This window comes from Cellulosilyticum lentocellum DSM 5427 (assembly GCF_000178835.2).
GTDB lineage: Bacteria > Bacillota > Clostridia > Lachnospirales > Cellulosilyticaceae > Cellulosilyticum > Cellulosilyticum lentocellum.
Genome location: NC_015275.1, coordinates 4,654,375 through 4,672,754, shown reverse-complemented (window position 1 = coordinate 4,672,754; position 18,380 = coordinate 4,654,375). Strand labels below are relative to the sequence as shown.

Sequence of the window (18,380 nt, the reverse complement as noted above, 5' to 3'; positions counted from 1 at the left end):
GTGCTTTTATAGTTGAATCACAATCATAATATGTAATAAATATGTAATAAATGCAGGAGGATGGAATTAATAGGAAGCTAATAAAGGTTGAAAATATGGTGAGATCATGTATAATAAATATTACAAAGTTGTTACACGAATTAAACAAAGTGTAATAACTTTGAATCCAAATTGAGACCAACGATAAGAGGAGAAAAAACATGAAATCAAAAAAATTAGTTACAAAAGCAATGACATTAACACTTATTGGAGCAACTATCTTAGGATCAAGCTCTTCCTTATATGCAAAAAGCCATAGACCAGGAGGTAATCGTCCTCATAATCAAGCGAGCCACAAACCAGGAACAGCTACTAAACCACAAAGGCCAAATAATAGTACAAACGTGGGAACAGATAACGAAACAAGCAATGATACCAATACAGGAATTGATTGCGAAATAAACAATGGAACAAATACAGGAACTAATAATGGGACAAACAATGGAGCAAATACAGGGACTGATTGTGAAATAAACAATGGAACAAATACAGGAACTAATAATGGGACAAACAATGGAGCAAATACAGATACTGATTGCGACATAAACAATGGTAACAATACAGGAACTGATAACGGAATTAATAATGACACTAGTACAGGGAATGATAACGGAACTAATAATGATACAAACACAGGAAATGACTCTACTACAGACACTGATGTAAGCACACAAACAGCTTATGAGAATAAAGTACTAGAACTTGTAAATGCAGAAAGAGCAAAACAGGGATTAAAACCACTTGAAATGGATGAAAGTGTGAGAAACGTAGCACGTCTTAAATCACAAGACATGAAGAAAAATAATTATTTCAGTCATACAAGTCCAACTTATGGAACGCCATTTGAAATGTTAAAGAAATATGGTATTAGCTATAAAAGTGCGGGAGAAAATATTGCACAAGGATATCAAACACCAGAGCAAGTTGTAAAAGGCTGGATGAATAGTTCAGGCCATAGAGCAAATATTCTAAATGCTAGCTATACTCATATTGGTATTGGTTATGAAGCAGATGGAAACTATTGGACACAAATGTTTATCGGTAAATAAGCTATGTCATTAAAGGTATAAAATAAGGAGGTCTAAGTATTAGCTTAGGCCTCCTTATTTTATCTTAATAAAGTCACTAGTAGTTATTTTACTGGAAAACGATGTTGATCTTTTAGAAGAACATCATGAGCGCCACCTTCAATAATACTTGTGTTGGAAACAAGGGTAATCTTAGCATTCTTTTGAAGCTCAGGAATAGTAAGTACACCACAATTACACATAGTAGACTTTACTTTATTAAGAGTAAGTCCTACATTATCTTTAAGGCTACCAGCATATGGAACATAAGAGTCAACACCTTCCTCAAAGGAGAGCTTGCTATCTCCGCCCATATCATAACGCTGCCAGTTTCTAGCTCTAGCAGAACCTTCGCCCCAGTATTCTTTCATATAGTTACCATTAATATTAACTTTATTGGTTGGGCTTTCATCAAAACGAGAGAAATAGCGTCCCAACATAATGAAATCAGAGCCCATTGCTAAAGCTAAGGTAACATGGTAATCATGAACAATTCCACCATCTGAACAAATAGGTATATAAATACCAGTTTCTTCAAAATATTCATCTCTAGCCTTAGCTACTTCAATAACAGCAGTAGCTTGACCACGACCAATACCTTTTTGTTCACGAGTAATACAGATAGAGCCTCCTCCAATACCTACTTTAATGAAGTCAGCACCTGCTTTTGCTAAGAATAGAAAGCCTTCTTTATCAACTACATTACCAGCACCGATTTTGATAGTATCGCCATATTTTTGACGAACAAATTGCAAGGTGCGTGCTTGCCATTCAGAAAATCCTTCTGAAGAGTCAATACATAGTACATCAGCTCCAGCTTCTATAAGAGCAGGAATACGTTCTTCATAATCACGAGTATTAATACCGGCACCCACCATATAACGTTTAGAACCGTCTAAGAGTTCGTTAGGATTTTCTTTGTGAGAATCATAGTCTTTTCTAAATACAAAATAAAGTAACTTTTGTTCATTACTGATGACAGGAAGGACATTAAGTTTATGATCCCAAAGCATATTATTAGCTTCAGAAAGGGTAATGCCCTCATGACCGTATATAAGCTCATTAAATGGTCTCATAAAGCTGCTAATAAGTGTGGTAGGTTCCATACGGCTTACACGATAATCACGGCTTGTAACGAGTCCTACAAGCTTTCCATTAGCAGTGCCATCATCAGTAATAGCTACGGTGGAATGACCAGTTTTCTTTTTAAGTGCCAAAATATCGGCTAAAGTTTGCTCTGGTCTAAGATTTGATATACTTTCTACAAAGCCTGCTTTATAGCTTTTTACACGTCTTACCATAGCGGCTTCATTTTCGATGGATTGTGATCCATAGATAAAAGAAATACCACCTTCTTTTGCTAAAGCAACAGCCATCTTATCATCAGACACAGATTGCATAATAGCAGATACAAGAGGAATATTAAGAGAAATAGCTGGGGTTTCACCTTTTTTAAATTTAGTGAGTGGGGTTTTTAAACTTACATTTTTAGTCATGCATTCTACAGAGGAATACCCAGGAACGAGAAGATATTCACTAAAGGTACGAGAAGGTTCTTCAAAATAATATGCCATTTTAAATTGCTCCTTATTATTGAATTTAGTGAATATTATAGTATTTTAAAAAGAAAAATACAATATAAAAATAAATATTTTTATTAAGTTTGTACACTATCATAGAATAGATGAAGATATTGAGTGATTTTATGTGAAAAACATAATTAAAAAGGTATGCCTCCTATGAGAGCAATGTCATTAAGTTAAGATGACGAAAAAAGATCTCTATACCAATCAAATGGTATAGGGATCTTTTTTTGAAAAAGTAGTTGACAAGACAAAGAAAATGTGCGGCCGCTCTCACTACTGATTGAATAAAGAGGTAGTGAGAGCGGCCCTTGTAATTAAAGGAAACTTAGTTACAAGGAGGACACATATGAAACCCAAACAAATTAAAAAGCTTTTAGTAGATGAAATCCAAAAGATAGCTGACAATCCGCAAGATTATTGTACCAATCCAGGTAGTGATTTTTTACGCAAAAGGAAATTGCCCATGAATAAAATTTTAGCTGGAATTATTGGAATGGGAAGTGGGAGCCTTACAAACGAATTATTAGATCTATTTGGTGCATCTGCAGATACACCAACTTCTTCTGCGTTTGTTCAGCAGAGAAAAAAGATAAAGCCTGAAGCGTTTAAGAAGATATTTGACGGCTTTTCAAGTAAACTTATAGATAACTTTAATGAAGATATGCCCATACTTGCTGTTGATGGGTCTGATGTACAGATTCCTACCAATCCTGATGATTTAAATTCATTTCATTCTGGAAAAGATGGAAGAAAATCATATAATCTTCTGCATATAAATGCGTTGTATAATATAAATTATTCTATTTATCATGATGTGATAATACAAAAATCTAAAGAAAAGAATGAACATAACGCTCTACAAGAAATGGTTGATCGTTCTGAAATTCCTAAAGCACTCGTGATAGCTGATAGAGGTTATGAATCTTTCAACAGCATGGCTCACATTCAAGAAAAAGGATGGTTCTTTCTTATTCGTGTCAAAGATGGAATTAATGGTATAAAGAATGGATTGGATTTACCCAAAACAGACTGTTTTGATATTGATATTTCTTTAAAACTTACAAGAAAGAAAACGAATGCAGTCAAAGAACTTTTCAAAGACAAAAATCATTATCGAAGTGTTTCTTCAGCCCAACCGTTTGATTATTTACCACTTAAAAACAAGAAATCTGAACCTGCTAAATTCTATGAATTACACTTCCGAATAGTGAGATTTCCTATTTCAGAAACTTCCTATGAAACAATAGTTACAAATCTAAACAGTGAAAAGTATCCTCCTGATGAGGTAAAAAAACTGTATGCTTCTCGTTGGGGGATTGAAACATCTTTTCGAGATTTGAAATATACGATTGGAATGTTAGATTTTCATTCAAAAAAGGTGATGTGTATCCAACAAGAAATCTATGCACATATGATAATGTATAACTTTGCAGAAATGATTACATGGCACGTAGTCATTGAAAAAAAGCAAAGAAAGCATACATATAAAGCAAATTTCTCAGTTGCAGTGCATATGTGTAGGTTATTCTATCATGGAAAAGCAACATCACCTGATTTAGAAGTCATAATCGCAAGAAATCTCATTCCTGTACGGCCTAATAGGCATAGGGAACGAAACTTAACTATCAAGCTTTTTCATGGCTTCCTTTATAGAGTAGCATAAATCTTTGTAAAAGAATATAAATTTTGAGGCAGATGCAAATCTGTCTATTTGTGGTACCTGGAAATAGAAAAAGAAGCTGAAGAAATAAATCTTCAACTTCTTTTCCTAGGGATGCGTTTCTATCACAATGTTAACTTAATGACATTGCCTATGAGAGAGACATACCTTTTTAAAATATCTATATTAGGAGTGAGCATGACATATTTATAGAAGAGTTAAAAGTAACTTTTATACTTTTCCCACCATTCTAAAGCTATCATTTTTTGAGCGTTATGAGTATTAGTATTAAAGTCTAAATGAGTATGGATATAATCATTCCCCGCAAAAACTTTAACATTTTCAGCTTGAGAGGCTAGAAGAAGAGCATAAAATACGAGTGACCGTTCATAGGGATTAGTAGTATCTAAACGTTTAATAAGAGCAGGGATAGAAGGTTTTCCTAGCTCTCCAAGTGCTTCTGCTGCAGTATACCAAGTATAGTCTGTATTATAAGTAGTGACATAAGTAGGATCTGATAATTTATCCATATAATAAGAAACCAACATTGTTTGAGTAGTAGTGATGTTGCTTTCTACAATAGAGAGCCTTTGGTTATAAGAATTGAGGCTATCAGAGGTTTTAGCTAAGTCTAGTTTTAACGCTTCTAATGTGGCTTCTAAATCTTTTTGTTTGATTGCTAAACTTTCTAAACTAATAGATTGATGCGTAGTAGCTGCCTCTATGGTATTAAGGCCAGGATAAGCAAGTAATACACAGATTATAGAGCAAAAAAGCAGCAAAAAAATGCAGGGTGTAAATATATTTATTTTTTTCATTTGTACCTCTCTCCATGAGTTTTTTTAAAGTGTAGCATAAAAACTGTAAATAATTAGGCGAATTAATGTAGCGTTATCTATGAAATTATCTACACAATAGTACAAAATTAATCATATAAAATGCTTAAATCGGGAGATGGATGACGAGGCTGAGGAAAGGAATATACTTTGATATAAACTTAACTAAGTCTTTGATAATCAATAGATATCGTTAAAAAAATAATTAATAAAATAGTGTTGACGTTTAGATATAAAAGTAATATTATTACACTATAAGAAACATTGTTACATATAATGAAATACAATAAGCAACCGTATTGCAAGGTGAAACAAAAAATAATAAATTTCGTAAACCTATTTATCAAAAATAAGCTCATCTAGAGAGAAGATTAGATGCAGAAATAGAAACAATAATGGAGGGATATAGGATGAATAATATATTGAATAAGTTTTCATTAGCAGGTAAAGTAGCAATTGTAACTGGCGCAACAAGAGGTTTAGGTCAGGGTATAGCAGTAGGATTAGCTAGTGCAGGAGCGGACATCGTTGGGGTTGGAACAACAGATTTATCAGAGACAGAAGCTAAAGTAAAAGAATTAGGAAGAAGATTTATTGGAATCAAAGCTAACTTGATTTCACAAGAGCCAATAGCTGAGATTATACAAGAAACATTAAAAGCATTTGGGAAGGTTGATATCTTAGTAAATAATGCGGGGATTATTAGAAGAGAAGATACTATAGACTTTTCGGAGAAAAACTGGGATGATGTTATTAATATTAACTTAAAGACAACATTCTTCTTATCACAAGCAGTAGCAAAACAGTTTATTTTACAAGGAAATGGCGGAAAGATTATCAATATTGCTTCTATGCTATCTTTTCAAGGCGGGATTCGTGTACCTTCCTATACAGCAAGTAAGAGTGCTATAATGGGTATTACAAAATCAATGGCAAATGAATGGGCAGTGCATCATATTAATATTAATGCTATTGCACCAGGCTATATGGCAACAGATAATACAGCAGCTTTAAGAAGTGACGAAGAGAGACAAACAAGTATTTTAGAACGTATACCTGCTGGGCGTTGGGGAACCCCCGAAGATTTAGCAGGAGCAGCAGTCTTTTTAGCTTCAGAAGCAGCAGAGTATATCAATGGATATACTCTAGCAGTAGATGGAGGATGGCTAGCGAGATAAAAGGTAATAATGATTAATAGGGATTTAATAGAGCATTCGAGTATTACATGAAAGATATAACCATTAGAAAGGTTATATCTTTTATTTTTGCAGTAAATAAATACATGATTAGTCATGAAACGGTAGATTGTTTTATATTATTCATTAATATATAATAGGAGTTAAATAATATAGACAGAAAGCTGGGTGAGATGTATGGCTAAGGCGATACTGCAGACAGTAGACCGTGCATTACAACTTTTAGAAATCTTAGCAGAGCATCCAGAAGGTATGCAGCCCAAAGAATTTGAAAGTATTTTAGAATTGAATAAAATAACAGTTCATCGTTTATTAGCTACACTAGAAAATAGAGGGTTTATTGAGAGAGAAGGGAATAACTATAAGGTGGGTCTTAAACTAGTAGAATTAAGTAGTATGAAACTCAACAATATTGAACTGAAAACAGAAGCGTCACCTTATTTAAGAAAATTAGTTCATATTTTAGGCTTACCTGTTCAGATGGCTATTTTAGAGGGGAATGAAGCGGTATTTATAGAAAAGATAGAAAGTATAAATGCATTTCGTATGTACTCTCAAATTGGCAAAAGAATTCCTCTGTATGCATCGGGAGTGGGTAAGATTCTTCTATCTCAGAATACCGATGAAGAAATTTTGAGTGAGCTATCCAAAGTAACATTTGAGACATTTACTCACAGGACATTAACATCACCGGAAAGTGTATTGGATGAAATCAAAGAAGCTAGAAAACAAGGTTATGCTATAGATAACGAAGAACATGAGGAAGGTATTTTTTGTATAGCAGCACCTATTTATGATTATAGAGGGCAGATTATAGCCGCTATTAGCGTAGGAGGAAAAGAACCTCAGTTCATTACAGATAAAAGAGCAGAACATATTACATTAATCAAAGAGACAGCAAGGGATATATCAAGAAGGCTAGGATATACTAAGTATTAGGAGGATGGAAGATGAGTAAATGCAAAGTACTAAGAACTATAGAACTAATTTTACAAGTAGTAACGATCATAAGTAGCATTCTAGCTATTGTAAGTATAGTGAAGAACTATAAGTACAAGAGTAAATTAAGAGAAAAGGCACAAGTCTACTTAGATGAAGAACTAGGTGAATTTCAGGACGTAGAGAGAAAGGTCTCTGTGTTTTCGCCAGAAGTCAAGGAACAAGAAGGTAAAATAAAGAAGCTTTTACTAGTAGCTAGTGCCAGTCTAATATCACTGTTTGTAATCCAGGTTTTAAAAAGAGACTAAGTAAAAAAAGTGAATTATAATAAGAAGGTTTGCAAGGTAACAAACGAGTAAATAATGAGATTATAGTATAAAAAAAGGTAAGTCTGTGAAGAAAAATTTCTTGGCAGGCGTACCTTTTTAAAGTTAATTTATAAAAAGAGTTATTATATAAATGTTGAACGCTTTAATTGTGAATAGACAGGGGTGGAGACAATAATTAGGGCAAGTACTAAAGTAATAATTAATTCAGGAACTAGGTAAGAAGCATTATAAATGATGGAGTAAATCAAAGGTGACTGTTCTCCTGCATACTCAGCAAAGAAAACCACACCAGAAATAATATGCATGATAGCACGGCTAAGTACTGAGATGATGATACCAATAGTAGTTCCTACCTGGATATTTTTAGAAAGTTTTGGTGCAAATCCAGCAAGACCAAGGCAAGCGAATGCTAAAGGATAGTCTAGAAATAATTGTGCCCAGTGAACCATACTAGGATCTTGAATAAACTGCATAAATCCATATGCAACACCAGCAATAATACCAGGAACAGGCCCGAAAACGAGAGAATATAAAATAATAGGAAACATGCTAGCTAAAGTAATAGAACCACCTTGAGGCATTTTATAAAGTCTGATGTAGGACAGAATAAAGGAAAGGGCAACACACATACCACCATAAACAATCGTTTTAGTGGTGATGGTAGAGCTGGCATACTTATCCTTCTTTGAAATAATTAATAATCCACCAATAGATAAAATAGCAATAACAAAAATAATACTCCATGATACTAAACTAACTTCGCTTAATTTAGCAAAAATATTAGGCATAATAAAACCCCCTTCAAATATATTTAATTTGCTAGGGGGTACAAAGTGGCATAAAAATAACCACACGAATGTGTGGCAAAACTAATCGTATCGCACATTCGCTTCCTTGCTGCGGCATTATCCGTGGACAAGTTAAAGGGTCTGCACCATATGCACTCTCAGCTCGAAAGCTCCCCTAGCATCATATTTATTATTGAGCAAATTATAGCACCATAGGGATAAATAGTCAAATAATTATGATTAACTTAAATTATCCTTTTAAATGCGAGTGAGTTAAACCTAGTGAATTAATGGAATGAGTTCGGAAAGCGCAATTTATGGTAGGTACTTGACAAGGCTATGAGGGATGTTTATTCTTATAATAGATAATTAATACTGATAAACTAGTGATGACGAGAAATCAATAAGTGAGATTTGCTTTCAAGTAATTATAAAGAGAGGAAGCCCACCGGGTGAAAGGCTTCTAAAGCAAGCACATATTGTCCAAGCTCTAAGCTCTGCATGAAATCATAAGTGCAGCGGGAACTCCCGTTATAGAGAAACTTGAGATATTCATAACTTCTATTAAACTAATAATTGATAGACATGTTGTGATTAATTAGGGTGGTACCGCCGGATAGATAAAGGCCCCTATGCATATTTGATGCATGGGGCCTTTTTTGATGAAGTATCTGCTTGGAATAGACAATTGATGAAGTGATCATGAATAAAATAATAAAAGAAAAGGATGAAGTGCTATGTTAATGAGTAAGCTCCTAGGAGAAAGATTCAAAGAAAAACCAGGCGAAGCAACTAGTATTAGTCATATTTATTTATTAAGAGGTGGTTATGTAAGACAAGTAACAAATGGTATTTATTCTCTATTACCACCAGCAAAAAGAGTCGTATCTAAGATTGAAAATATCATTCGTCAAGAAATGGATGCTATTGATGGTCAAGAAGTTCTCTTTCCAGTGGCTTTACCAGGAGATCTTTGGAGAGAGTCAGGACGTTTTGATGCAGTAGGAAGTGAACTTGTTCGTTTCAAAGATAGAGGCGGCAAAGACATGGTATTAGGTATGACACATGAAGAGGCAGCAGTTCATCTAGCTAGAACAGAAGCTAAATCTTACAACAACTATCCATTTATGATTTATCAAATCCAAACTAAATTTAGAGATGAACCAAGAGCAAGAGGTGGTCTTATCCGTGTGCGTGAGTTCACAATGAAAGATGCTTACTCTTTCCACACTTCACAAGAAGACTTAGAAGCCTACTATGAACAATGCTTACAAGCATATCATAGAATATTTGCTAGAGCAGGTGTGCCAGAAACAGTATGTGTACAATCAGATACAGGTATGATGGGGGGGAAAGTAGCACATGAGTTCATGCTTCTTACAGATATCGGAGAAGATACAATCATTATTTGTGATAGCTGTGACTACCAATCTAATATGGAAGTTGCAACAGGTAAATTACCAGTAGCAACTACAGAGGAAGGTACTATTGAAGAAGTACACACACCAAATGCACATACCATTGAAGAAGTAGCAAATATGTTAGGCGTAACAGCTGACAAAACTTTAAAAGCTTGTGTATTTGAGATGGAAGGACATAAAGAACCTCTTATTGTATTTATTAGAGGAGATCTTCAAGTTAATGAAGCTAAATTACAAAAGGTAGTTAAAGCTACTATTACACCATTTGAGAAATACGAAGATACTCCAAATCTTTGTTTTGGATTTATGGGACCATACAATCTAGATGCAAGAGATGCAAAGATTATCTTTGATGAGTCACTTAGAAATGAGAAAAACCTTGTAGTAGGTGGCAATAAAAAAGACTATCATATTAAAGGTATTAGTATTTCAAGAGACATTAAAGATGCTGACTTCCATGATGTGGCAGAAGTATTAGAAGGTCAAGAATGTCCATGTTGCCATGGTAAATTACAATTTAAACGTGGTGTAGAAGTGGGAAATATATTCCAGCTTGGAACAAGATATTCTGAAAGTATGGGAATGACCTATATTGATTCAGATGGTAAAGCTAAAACACCTATTATGGGTTGCTATGGAATTGGCGTAGGTAGATTGCTTGCTTGTATTATCGAAGCGCGTCATGATGAATGGGGACCAATTTGGCCAATGTCAGTAGCACCATGGCAAGTGCATATCTGTGTACTTAAGAGTAAGAAAACAGATATGGATGCTATCGGAAATGAAATATATAACAAACTTAGCAGTAAATATGAAGTAATCATGGATGATAGAAATGTAGGTGCAGGTGTACAATTTGCTGATGCAGACTTACTTGGTATTCCAGTAAGGGTCGTTGTAGGTGAAAAGAATCTAAAAGAAGGTAAAGTAGAGCTTATGACTAGAGATAAGAGCGTTAAAAAGCTTGTAGATCTTGGAGATGTAGAAAAAGAAGTAGCTGCTCTTATTGCAGAATTATCATAAGAAATTCATAAGAGTAATTGATAATAGAAGTAGCACATGAGTCGCTTGCATAGGATTATGCAAGCGACTTTTTATTTAAAGAAATGAGGCTTAAAAATCAATAAAGGTATTTAACATAAGATAACTAGGGAGGAACAGGCATGATTTTTTTAGGTATATTACTTGGATTTATTTCATTTAGTTTCCTTTGTGAAGGTTTTAATAAAATGGAGATAAAAGTATTTGAATCTTTACAAAAGAAAACGAGAGCATTATTAAAAAAGAAAAAAGTATATCAATATACTATATTTGGGGTATTAGCAATTATGGCCTTATTTATAACAGTATTGGTAGGAACTGGTGAGATTCCACAAGGATTTTTATTAGGAACTATATGGGCATTAATTGACTTTATATTTGAAGATAGTTTATTTGATAAGTTAAGAAATAGCCTACGATAATAATTAAAAATGGAGGCAATGGTATTAATACTCATTGCCTCTTTTTTATTTAAAGCTTATGGCTTTATGCGCTACTTAACTTTCTTTGTCACTTATTTTATGACCTTAAAAAGCCCCAATAAGCATATTTAACAAATAAAAAACACATAAACAATAATATTAAAAATATTAAGTTTTAAAGAAATATGAATTATTATATTTTATTTGATTCATATTTTAAATTAAGCACTTAGGATAAAAGAGAAAAGAATACCTCTGTTCCGAGATAGCCTTGCTCGTATAGGAAGAGATAAGTTGGGTCTCCTACAGTAATGTTAAAATTCATAGGTTGAATATCGCTAGTAAAAATCGGTATACTACGAGCAAGGTTAGATTTGTTTTCCTGGAATAGTAGTGCTTGAAGTCTTGTTGTGCATGAGATGGTACTAGAAATAAAATCTACTAGATTATTGATAGAAGCAGGAGGCAGCGCATTTTTGAAATAAGTTCCTAGAGTTTCTTTTTGTGGTGAAAGGCTATCAAAAATATTAATGGGATAGTTATAAAGGAGGCCGCCATCTACATAAACTTGAGGTGAATCTTTTGAAGAAGAAGAAAATGGTGAGGATTTAATGGCTTCAAATAAAAGGGGAACAGACATAGAAATGCGTACGGCTTCTGCTACTTCCATATTCGGAGTAAACTCGTAAGAAAAGATGATGGAAGTACTTTTGGAAGAGTCAGTCCCTACTATATACAAATCTTTAAATGGAATCTCGTTTTTGTGAATAGCAGTATTTTTAAAATCAGAAAAAGTATATGGTGGTGATTTTAAATCAGAGTTAAATTGACTAGCAATCTGTTCCTTTATCCATTCATAAAGATAACTAGAAGAATACCAACCAAACTGTGTAATGAGTCTATAAACACACTCAGCATTACCAAAAATATTATCCAGATGTGATTTGATTGATTGTGTAAAATATCTAGGGGGTGACTTTGAATCAACACTAACATCATCTTTACCGGGGACCTTATTATAATCTAGTGAATCAGCTATTTCTTTTAGATCATCAAAGGAAAGATTAAAAGAAGTGAGACAAGCAGTTATGGCTCCTGCAGAAGTACCAGCCACACGCAATATTTGTGGGGGAAGATTGATTTTGTATAAGTAGTCTAACACACCTAGGTAAGCAATGCCTAATACGCCGCCACCAGAGAAAACAAGATTTTTATAAGGAAGGCTCAAGAAAATCACCTAATATTTATAACTCTAATAATATTATATTTAGAATAATTAAATATTAGAATTCTATAAATAACCAATTACAATATTTTGATAATTGACATATATTTATTCTGCAAATCAAACACATAGTACCTTAATGAAAATATATAAACACAAATATTTATTTAGAATTGTGTATTTTATAATAATAAAGATAAAATTAAATAATGATTATATTGAATCAGTTTATTGTAATGATAAATGGCACAATCTATGGTTAGGTTGGGTAATAAGAATAAAAGGTCGATGAAACTAGTTTAAATATTCTAGTTTCATCGACCTTTTATTCTTAAACACTTATAAATATTAATTATGCAACAGCACCATTTTGTAATCTAAGCTTCTTTACTTGTAATATAGCCTTCAGCTGCAAGAAGTTCAGCGATAAGAACAGCACCGCCAGCAGCACCTCTTACAGTATTATGAGAAAGACCTACAAATTTGTAATCATAAACAGTATCTTCTCTTAAACGACCCACACATACACCCATACCTTTTTCAGTATTACGATCCAAACCTGTTTGAGGTCTGTTATCTTCTTCGAAATAAGTAATGAATTGTTTTGGTGCACTTGGAAGATTAAGCTCTTGAGGTTTACCTTTATAATTTTTCCAAGCTTCAAGGATTTGTTCTTTAGTTGGTTTTTTCTTGAATGAAACAAACACAGTTGCAAGATGTCCATCTAAGACAGGTACACGAATACATTGTGTTGTAATAACAGGGCTAGTAGCTTTAACAATTGCATCATTTTCTACTTTACCCCAAATTCTAAGAGGTTCTTGTTCACTTTTTTCTTCTTCTCCACCAATGTATGGAATAACATTATCAATCATTTCTGGCCATTCTTTGAAGGTCTTACCAGCGCCAGAAATAGCTTGGTAAGTAGAAGCTACTACAGTAGTTGGCTCATAATCAAGTAAAGCAGAAAGCATAGGTACATAACTTTGAATAGAGCAGTTTGGTTTAACTGCGATGAAACCTTTTGTTGTACCAAGACGTTTTCTTTGAGCCTCAATAACTTTTAAGTGCTCATCATTAATTTCAGGAATAACCATTGGTACATCTGGTGTCCATCTGTGAGCAGAGTTGTTTGAAACAACAGGTGTTTCAGTTTTAGCATATGCTTCTTCTAAAGCTTTGATTTCATCTTTTTTCATATCAACAGCACAGAAGATGAAGTCAACTTGAGAAGCAACTTCCTCAACCTTAGCAGCATCTAATACAATTAGATTTTTTACAGTCTCAGGAATAGATGTACTCATTTTCCATCTGCCTTCAACAGCTTTTTCATAAGTTTGACCAGCAGAACGACTGCTTGCAGCGATTACTTTTACATCAAAATAAGGGTGGTTTTCAAGTAAAGCTAAAAAGCGTTGACCTACCATACCAGTACCACCAACGATACCTACTTTTAATTTTTTCTCCATCATTAATCACCTTTACCTTTTTAATATCTTACTAATTACTCTATTTTACTAAGTAAATAACTAAATGACAATATATTATATAATTTTTTGATAAAATTGACAAATTATTATGAATATCTATAAAATGTGTAGTATTTTTATTCATATTTCACAGTGGATTATTAAGACAACTCTAAAATAGAATTTACACTAAGGGTAACATACAATATTACTTATTAGAATATGAAATATAAGGATAAAAAGAGTTTCTCTAATGAAATAATCCTATAAGAAAAACAAGGATAATAAATTAGAAAAGCATTCATAATAGTTATTAAATAAAACACTACAGATGAGTCTTGTAGAGGAAAGGAATAGTGATGAGTAAGTTGGAGAAACATGCCCCTATTTTTTTAAATAATACAGAAAGCAAATTATATCCTTGTTTAAAAGAAGATATGGAAGTAGAGTTTGCAATAATTGGAGGAGGTCTAGGTGGTATAACACTAGCATATTTATTAAAGCATATGGGGAAAAGAGTGGCTGTTTTTGAAGCGAATCAGATTGGGATGGGTACTTCCTTACGTACAACAGCTAAGCTAACGATACAACATGGGCTTATTTATGATAAATTAATGCATACTAAAAGTCCAGGAAAAGCAAAACAGTATGCAGATGCTAATAGGAAAGCTATAGAATTTGTTAAAGAAACTATTTCTAAAGAACAAATTGAGTGTGATTTTATGAATATGCCATCGTATATTTATACGGCGGATGAAAAGTACATCAAGGCTATTCAAGATGAAGCAGAAGCATGCAAAAGGTTGGGAATTGAGGTCAATTATAAGGACCAGATTCCACTTCCTATAAAAGTAAAGGCTGCATTAGAATGGGAGGGCGCTGCATTATTTAACCCTAAGAAGTATATATCCAGCTTGGCAGAAAAATTTACAGCAGATGGGGGATGTATATTTGAAGAAACACCAATTACTAGATTGGTGCCAGGAGAAGTAAGTGTGTTAGAAACAGATAAAGGCTGTAAAGTATCTGCTAGGAGAATAGTTATAGCTTCTCATTATCCTATGTATGATGGTCTGGGCTTATATTTTACAAGGCTTAATATGCAAAGAATATATGTACTAGGTTTAAAGGTAGACAAAGAAAAATTACCTAAGGGCAGTTTTATTTCAGTAGATAGTCCTATTAGATCTATTAGGCCTATTTACGAGCAGGATATAGTCCTTATAGGTGGAGGACATCATAGAGTAGGAGATGATCAATATGAAGCTACTCATTTTGAAGAATTAAAGCAGTTTGGAAAAGAAGTATTTAATAGCGATGAGGTATATAGTCAGTGGTCTTTGCAAGACTATGTTACACCCGATAGCGTTCCTTATATTGGATACTTAAATAGTAGCAAATATCATAATATATATGTAGCTACAGGATTTAATAAATGGGGAATGAGTAACGCCACCAATGCAGCACTCGTTCTAAAAGATTTATTATTAATGGGTACGAGTCCTTTTGAAGACTTATTTAATCCACAAAGGGTATCAGCTTACAAAGGAAAAACTTTTATTAATCATAATATAGAGGGAATTAAAAACTATATGCAAGGGAAATTAAGAACCGTCCCCAAAGATACACTGCCAGATAAGGGGGAAGCTATAGTAGCAGAGCTAGAAGACGGGAATGTATATGGTATTTATCAAGACGAAGAAGAACATTATCATATTGTGGATATTATTTGTCCTCATGTAGGTGCTAGATTAAGATGGAATAGTGCTGAAAAGAGTTGGGATTGTCCATTCCATGGTTCAAGATTTAATATAGATGGGGAGGTTCTAGAAGGACCAAGCACTCATAAATTAAATGGATATAAGGAAGGTAAAAATAAAATACATCCTAATCTAATTTAGCATAGAATAGGGTTAGTAGTGTTCACAAAAGAAGGAAAAAGTGTTAAGTTAAGAGTAGGAAGTAAAAGAAGTTGTTTAAAGGAGAAAGTAATGACGGATAAGGATTTTGAAGCATTTTTAATGAAGTGTCAGCAGGAAGTTAAAATAAAACAAAGTAACTTAACACAGAAGTATGCTCTGAATACGTATCAAACCTATAGCTTTAGTCAAGCTAACAAAAGTCTTGAATTAAAAAAGGATAATGGAGAAGTATTGCGCTTTGAAGTAGCTTGCATTGGTTCATGGGGATATGAAGATCATAGTTGGGTATGGGCTTGGAATAATGAAAATCTATCAGAGAGTATTAGAGAAGAAGCTAATACCCTAAAAGATTTAGCTCAGGAAACAGGATATAATGTATTTGAACAGGGTAGTTTTGAATGTGAGGAAATAGTAGCGAAGGATTTAGCTTTTGTGAGCGTCTATAAGCTTAAAGCACAAGGCATCTATCGCATTGTAGCTGATGAAAGCTATCTTTTTCTAGCACTTAAAAATGTAAAATAGTAAGTATACACCATTGATAAACATATGAGTTTTGATAGCTGAATATGTTTATTAATGGTTTTTTAGAAATATATAAGCAGAAAGGGAGAAAACAAATGGATTTGAATTGGAGTTTAAAGGAATTATATGAGTCTTTTTCAGGAGAAGCTTTTCAAGGAGATTTAACAAAGTTAGATACGTATATTAAAGAAATGAACAAGTTAGCAACAGAAATGACTGAAAATCATGAAGACGAGCAGAAAAAACTAGAAGCTTACATAGCATTAGCTGAGAAGATAAGCTTAACCTTTGAAAAGTTGGGTGTATTCTCAGAACTTACTGTAAGTGTTAATTCTAAAGATGAGGAAGGTAATAAATACGCTGATATTATTGACCAAAAACAAAGTGATTTGGCAGAAGCAGAAACTAAAATTAGCAAATGGATTAGTGAAATCAAAGATATTAATGCCATTATTGATCACTCTACCTTTTTACAATCTTTTAGATTTTTCCTTCAAGAAATAGTAGAACATAGTAAACATCTCTTGCGTGAGAAAGAAGAAGTACTGTTAGCTAAAATGAAAAATACAGGTTCAACAGCTTGGGTAAATTACAAGAACTTACTTATTTCTAATCATAAAGTAGAAATTGAGGTTGAAGGTAAAAAGGAAGAATTACCATTAACGGTAGTACTTAATATGGCATATGAAAAAAATGCAGACCTAAGAAAAAAGGCTTATTTAGCAGAAATTGATTCTTATAAAAAGATAGAAGATGGAATAGCAGCAGCATTAAACGGCATTAAAGGAGAGGTTATTACTGTTTCTAAAATGAGAGGTTATGAGTCACCACTTGCTATGACATTAGAAGACTCAAGAATGAGTAAGGCGACCTTAGATGCTATGCTTAGTGCTATGAAAGAAAGCTTACCTACCTTTAGAAAATATCTTAGAAGAAAAGCGGAGATGCTAGGATATAATAATGGTTTACCATTTTATGAGTTATATGCACCTGTTATTGAAAAAGAAATGAAGTATTCTTATGAACAAGGAAAAGCTTTTGTTGAAAAACAATTTAGAAGTTTTGATAATAGTTTAGGGGATTATGCTAAAAAGGCGATGGAGCATAAATGGATAGATGTACTACCTAAAGAAGGTAAGGTAGGCGGAGCTTTTTGCTGTGCTGTTCATAGCATTGGTGAAAGTAGAATTCTCCTTAACTATGGGGATAATCTAGGCGATACTATTACCATGGCACATGAACTAGGACATGGTTTTCACGGAGAATGCCTTAAGGAGGAAAGTATTTTAAATACTAACTATCCTATGCCTTTAGCTGAGACAGCATCTACTTTCTGTGAGACAATCGTCAAAAAAGCTGCTATTAAAGAGGGATCAAAAGAAGAAGCGTTTGCTATTTTAGAAACAGAAATTAGCGATAGTACTCAGGTTATTGTAGATATTTATTCTAGGTATTTGTTTGAAACTAATGTATTTAAAGAAAGAGAAGATAGTCCTTTAACAGTAAAACGCATTAAAGAATTAATGGTAGAGGCACAAAAAGAGGCTTACGGAGATGGACTAGATCAAGAGTACTTACATCCATATATGTGGACGTGGAAGAGTCATTATTATTATGCAGATGCTAATTTCTATAACTTCCCTTATGCATTTGGTCTTCTTTTTGCTAAAGGTCTATATGCGGAGTATCTTAAAAGAGGAACTAGCTTTGTGGAGGATTATAAAAAGCTATTAGCTGTAACAGGTAAATTAAAGATAGAAGATGTTACAAGAACAATTAATATAGATGTAACTGATGCAGCATTTTGGAAGAATTCATTAGCTATTATTGAAGAAGATATCAATGAATTTATGAAGTTAAGTTACGAAATTTAAGTTTTATCTAGATTAAGACGATAAAAATGGTATAGCTTTAAATT

15 protein-coding genes are annotated in these 18,380 nt (G+C 33.3%); 10 read left to right on the top strand and 5 right to left on the bottom strand.

The window, feature by feature from the left end; all coding sequences use genetic code 11:
- The first annotated feature begins 200 nt into the window (after positions 1 to 200).
- On the top strand, positions 201 to 1,088 hold the full coding sequence (locus CLOLE_RS22270; protein WP_013659179.1) for a CAP domain-containing protein: 888 nt from the start codon (positions 201 to 203) through the stop codon (positions 1,086 to 1,088).
- An 83-nt stretch (positions 1,089 to 1,171) separates the two neighbouring features.
- Here CLOLE_RS22270 and CLOLE_RS21240 read toward each other — a convergent pair whose 3' ends face one another.
- Positions 1,172 to 2,680: an IMP dehydrogenase gene (locus CLOLE_RS21240; RefSeq protein WP_013659178.1), complete on the bottom strand. Its 1,509-nt coding sequence runs from the start codon at positions 2,678 to 2,680 to the stop codon at positions 1,172 to 1,174.
- Positions 2,681 to 3,038: 358 nt separating this feature from the next.
- Between CLOLE_RS21240 and CLOLE_RS22265 the strand changes: the two genes are divergently transcribed.
- Positions 3,039 to 4,355: an IS4 family transposase gene (locus CLOLE_RS22265; protein ID WP_013656278.1), complete on the top strand. Its 1,317-nt coding sequence runs from the start codon at positions 3,039 to 3,041 to the stop codon at positions 4,353 to 4,355.
- A gap of 215 nt (positions 4,356 to 4,570) precedes the next feature.
- On the opposite strand, the gene CLOLE_RS22260 is transcribed toward CLOLE_RS22265, so the two are convergent.
- Positions 4,571 to 5,170, bottom strand: coding sequence for a HEAT repeat domain-containing protein (locus CLOLE_RS22260; RefSeq protein ID WP_013659177.1), 600 nt, complete (start codon positions 5,168 to 5,170; stop codon positions 4,571 to 4,573).
- 428 nt (positions 5,171 to 5,598) lie between these two features.
- On the opposite strand from CLOLE_RS22260, the gene kduD reads away from it, so the two are divergent.
- The 3 genes from kduD (at position 5,599) to CLOLE_RS21215 (ending at position 7,631) form a co-directional block, all read left to right on the top strand.
- A complete protein-coding gene (kduD, locus tag CLOLE_RS21225) occupies positions 5,599 to 6,366 on the top strand; it encodes a 2-dehydro-3-deoxy-D-gluconate 5-dehydrogenase KduD (protein ID WP_013659176.1) in 768 nt (255 codons plus the stop codon).
- Between the two features lie 195 nt (positions 6,367 to 6,561).
- Positions 6,562 to 7,323, top strand: a complete 762-nt coding sequence (locus tag CLOLE_RS21220; protein ID WP_013659175.1) for an IclR family transcriptional regulator — start codon at positions 6,562 to 6,564, stop codon at positions 7,321 to 7,323.
- Between the two features lie 11 nt (positions 7,324 to 7,334).
- Positions 7,335 to 7,631 (top strand): hypothetical protein, encoded by a 297-nt coding sequence (locus CLOLE_RS21215; protein WP_013659174.1) that lies wholly within the window; start codon positions 7,335 to 7,337, stop codon positions 7,629 to 7,631.
- A gap of 143 nt (positions 7,632 to 7,774) precedes the next feature.
- Here the strand turns inward: CLOLE_RS21215 and thiT are convergent, their stop codons facing one another.
- The gene (thiT, locus tag CLOLE_RS21210; protein ID WP_013659173.1) at positions 7,775 to 8,440 is read right to left on the bottom strand and encodes an energy-coupled thiamine transporter ThiT; all 666 of its coding nucleotides are present in this window, start codon (positions 8,438 to 8,440) and stop codon (positions 7,775 to 7,777) included.
- Between the two features lie 737 nt (positions 8,441 to 9,177).
- On the opposite strand from thiT, the gene CLOLE_RS21205 reads away from it, so the two are divergent.
- Together CLOLE_RS21205 and CLOLE_RS21200 are read left to right on the top strand one after the other, a co-directional pair.
- Complete coding sequence (locus CLOLE_RS21205; RefSeq protein WP_013659172.1) at positions 9,178 to 10,884, top strand: proline--tRNA ligase; 1,707 nt, start codon at positions 9,178 to 9,180, stop codon at positions 10,882 to 10,884.
- Positions 10,885 to 11,024: 140 nt separating this feature from the next.
- Positions 11,025 to 11,324, top strand: a complete 300-nt coding sequence (locus CLOLE_RS21200) for a hypothetical protein (protein WP_013659171.1) — start codon at positions 11,025 to 11,027, stop codon at positions 11,322 to 11,324.
- Between the two features lie 229 nt (positions 11,325 to 11,553).
- Here CLOLE_RS21200 and CLOLE_RS21195 read toward each other — a convergent pair whose 3' ends face one another.
- On the bottom strand, positions 11,554 to 12,561 hold the full coding sequence (locus CLOLE_RS21195; protein WP_408610346.1) for a patatin-like phospholipase family protein: 1,008 nt from the start codon (positions 12,559 to 12,561) through the stop codon (positions 11,554 to 11,556).
- Between the two features lie 365 nt (positions 12,562 to 12,926).
- The gene (gene asd, locus CLOLE_RS21190; RefSeq protein ID WP_041713134.1) at positions 12,927 to 14,018 is read right to left on the bottom strand and encodes an aspartate-semialdehyde dehydrogenase; all 1,092 of its coding nucleotides are present in this window, start codon (positions 14,016 to 14,018) and stop codon (positions 12,927 to 12,929) included.
- 359 nt (positions 14,019 to 14,377) lie between these two features.
- Between asd and CLOLE_RS21185 the strand changes: the two genes are divergently transcribed.
- From CLOLE_RS21185 to CLOLE_RS21175, 3 genes are all read left to right on the top strand, one after another.
- The gene (locus CLOLE_RS21185) at positions 14,378 to 15,919 is read left to right on the top strand and encodes an FAD-dependent oxidoreductase (protein WP_013659168.1); all 1,542 of its coding nucleotides are present in this window, start codon (positions 14,378 to 14,380) and stop codon (positions 15,917 to 15,919) included.
- Between the two features lie 90 nt (positions 15,920 to 16,009).
- Entirely contained in the window at positions 16,010 to 16,462 is a 453-nt protein-coding gene (locus CLOLE_RS21180; protein WP_013659167.1) for a DUF6882 domain-containing protein, read from the top strand.
- A gap of 95 nt (positions 16,463 to 16,557) precedes the next feature.
- Positions 16,558 to 18,336 (top strand): M3 family oligoendopeptidase, encoded by a 1,779-nt coding sequence (locus CLOLE_RS21175; protein ID WP_013659166.1) that lies wholly within the window; start codon positions 16,558 to 16,560, stop codon positions 18,334 to 18,336.
- The last annotated feature ends 44 nt before the right edge of the window (positions 18,337 to 18,380 follow it).

Excerpts from the sequence above, each read along its gene's own strand:
- CLOLE_RS22270 (WP_013659179.1), top strand. The coding sequence starts at position 201 with ATGAAATCAAAAAAATTAGTTACAAAAGCAATGACATTAACACTTATT.
- CLOLE_RS21240 (WP_013659178.1), bottom strand. The coding sequence starts at position 2,680 with ATGGCATATTATTTTGAAGAACCTTCTCGTACCTTTAGTGAATATCTT.
- CLOLE_RS22265 (WP_013656278.1), top strand. The coding sequence starts at position 3,039 with ATGAAACCCAAACAAATTAAAAAGCTTTTAGTAGATGAAATCCAAAAG.
- CLOLE_RS22260 (WP_013659177.1), bottom strand. The coding sequence starts at position 5,170 with ATGAAAAAAATAAATATATTTACACCCTGCATTTTTTTGCTGCTTTTT.
- kduD (WP_013659176.1), top strand. The coding sequence starts at position 5,599 with ATGAATAATATATTGAATAAGTTTTCATTAGCAGGTAAAGTAGCAATT.
- CLOLE_RS21220 (WP_013659175.1), top strand. The coding sequence starts at position 6,562 with ATGGCTAAGGCGATACTGCAGACAGTAGACCGTGCATTACAACTTTTA.
- CLOLE_RS21215 (WP_013659174.1), top strand. The coding sequence starts at position 7,335 with ATGAGTAAATGCAAAGTACTAAGAACTATAGAACTAATTTTACAAGTA.
- thiT (WP_013659173.1), bottom strand. The coding sequence starts at position 8,440 with ATGCCTAATATTTTTGCTAAATTAAGCGAAGTTAGTTTAGTATCATGG.
- CLOLE_RS21205 (WP_013659172.1), top strand. The coding sequence starts at position 9,178 with ATGTTAATGAGTAAGCTCCTAGGAGAAAGATTCAAAGAAAAACCAGGC.
- CLOLE_RS21200 (WP_013659171.1), top strand. The coding sequence starts at position 11,025 with ATGATTTTTTTAGGTATATTACTTGGATTTATTTCATTTAGTTTCCTT.
- asd (WP_041713134.1), bottom strand. The coding sequence starts at position 14,018 with ATGGAGAAAAAATTAAAAGTAGGTATCGTTGGTGGTACTGGTATGGTA.
- CLOLE_RS21185 (WP_013659168.1), top strand. The coding sequence starts at position 14,378 with ATGAGTAAGTTGGAGAAACATGCCCCTATTTTTTTAAATAATACAGAA.
- CLOLE_RS21180 (WP_013659167.1), top strand. The coding sequence starts at position 16,010 with ATGACGGATAAGGATTTTGAAGCATTTTTAATGAAGTGTCAGCAGGAA.
- CLOLE_RS21175 (WP_013659166.1), top strand. The coding sequence starts at position 16,558 with ATGGATTTGAATTGGAGTTTAAAGGAATTATATGAGTCTTTTTCAGGA.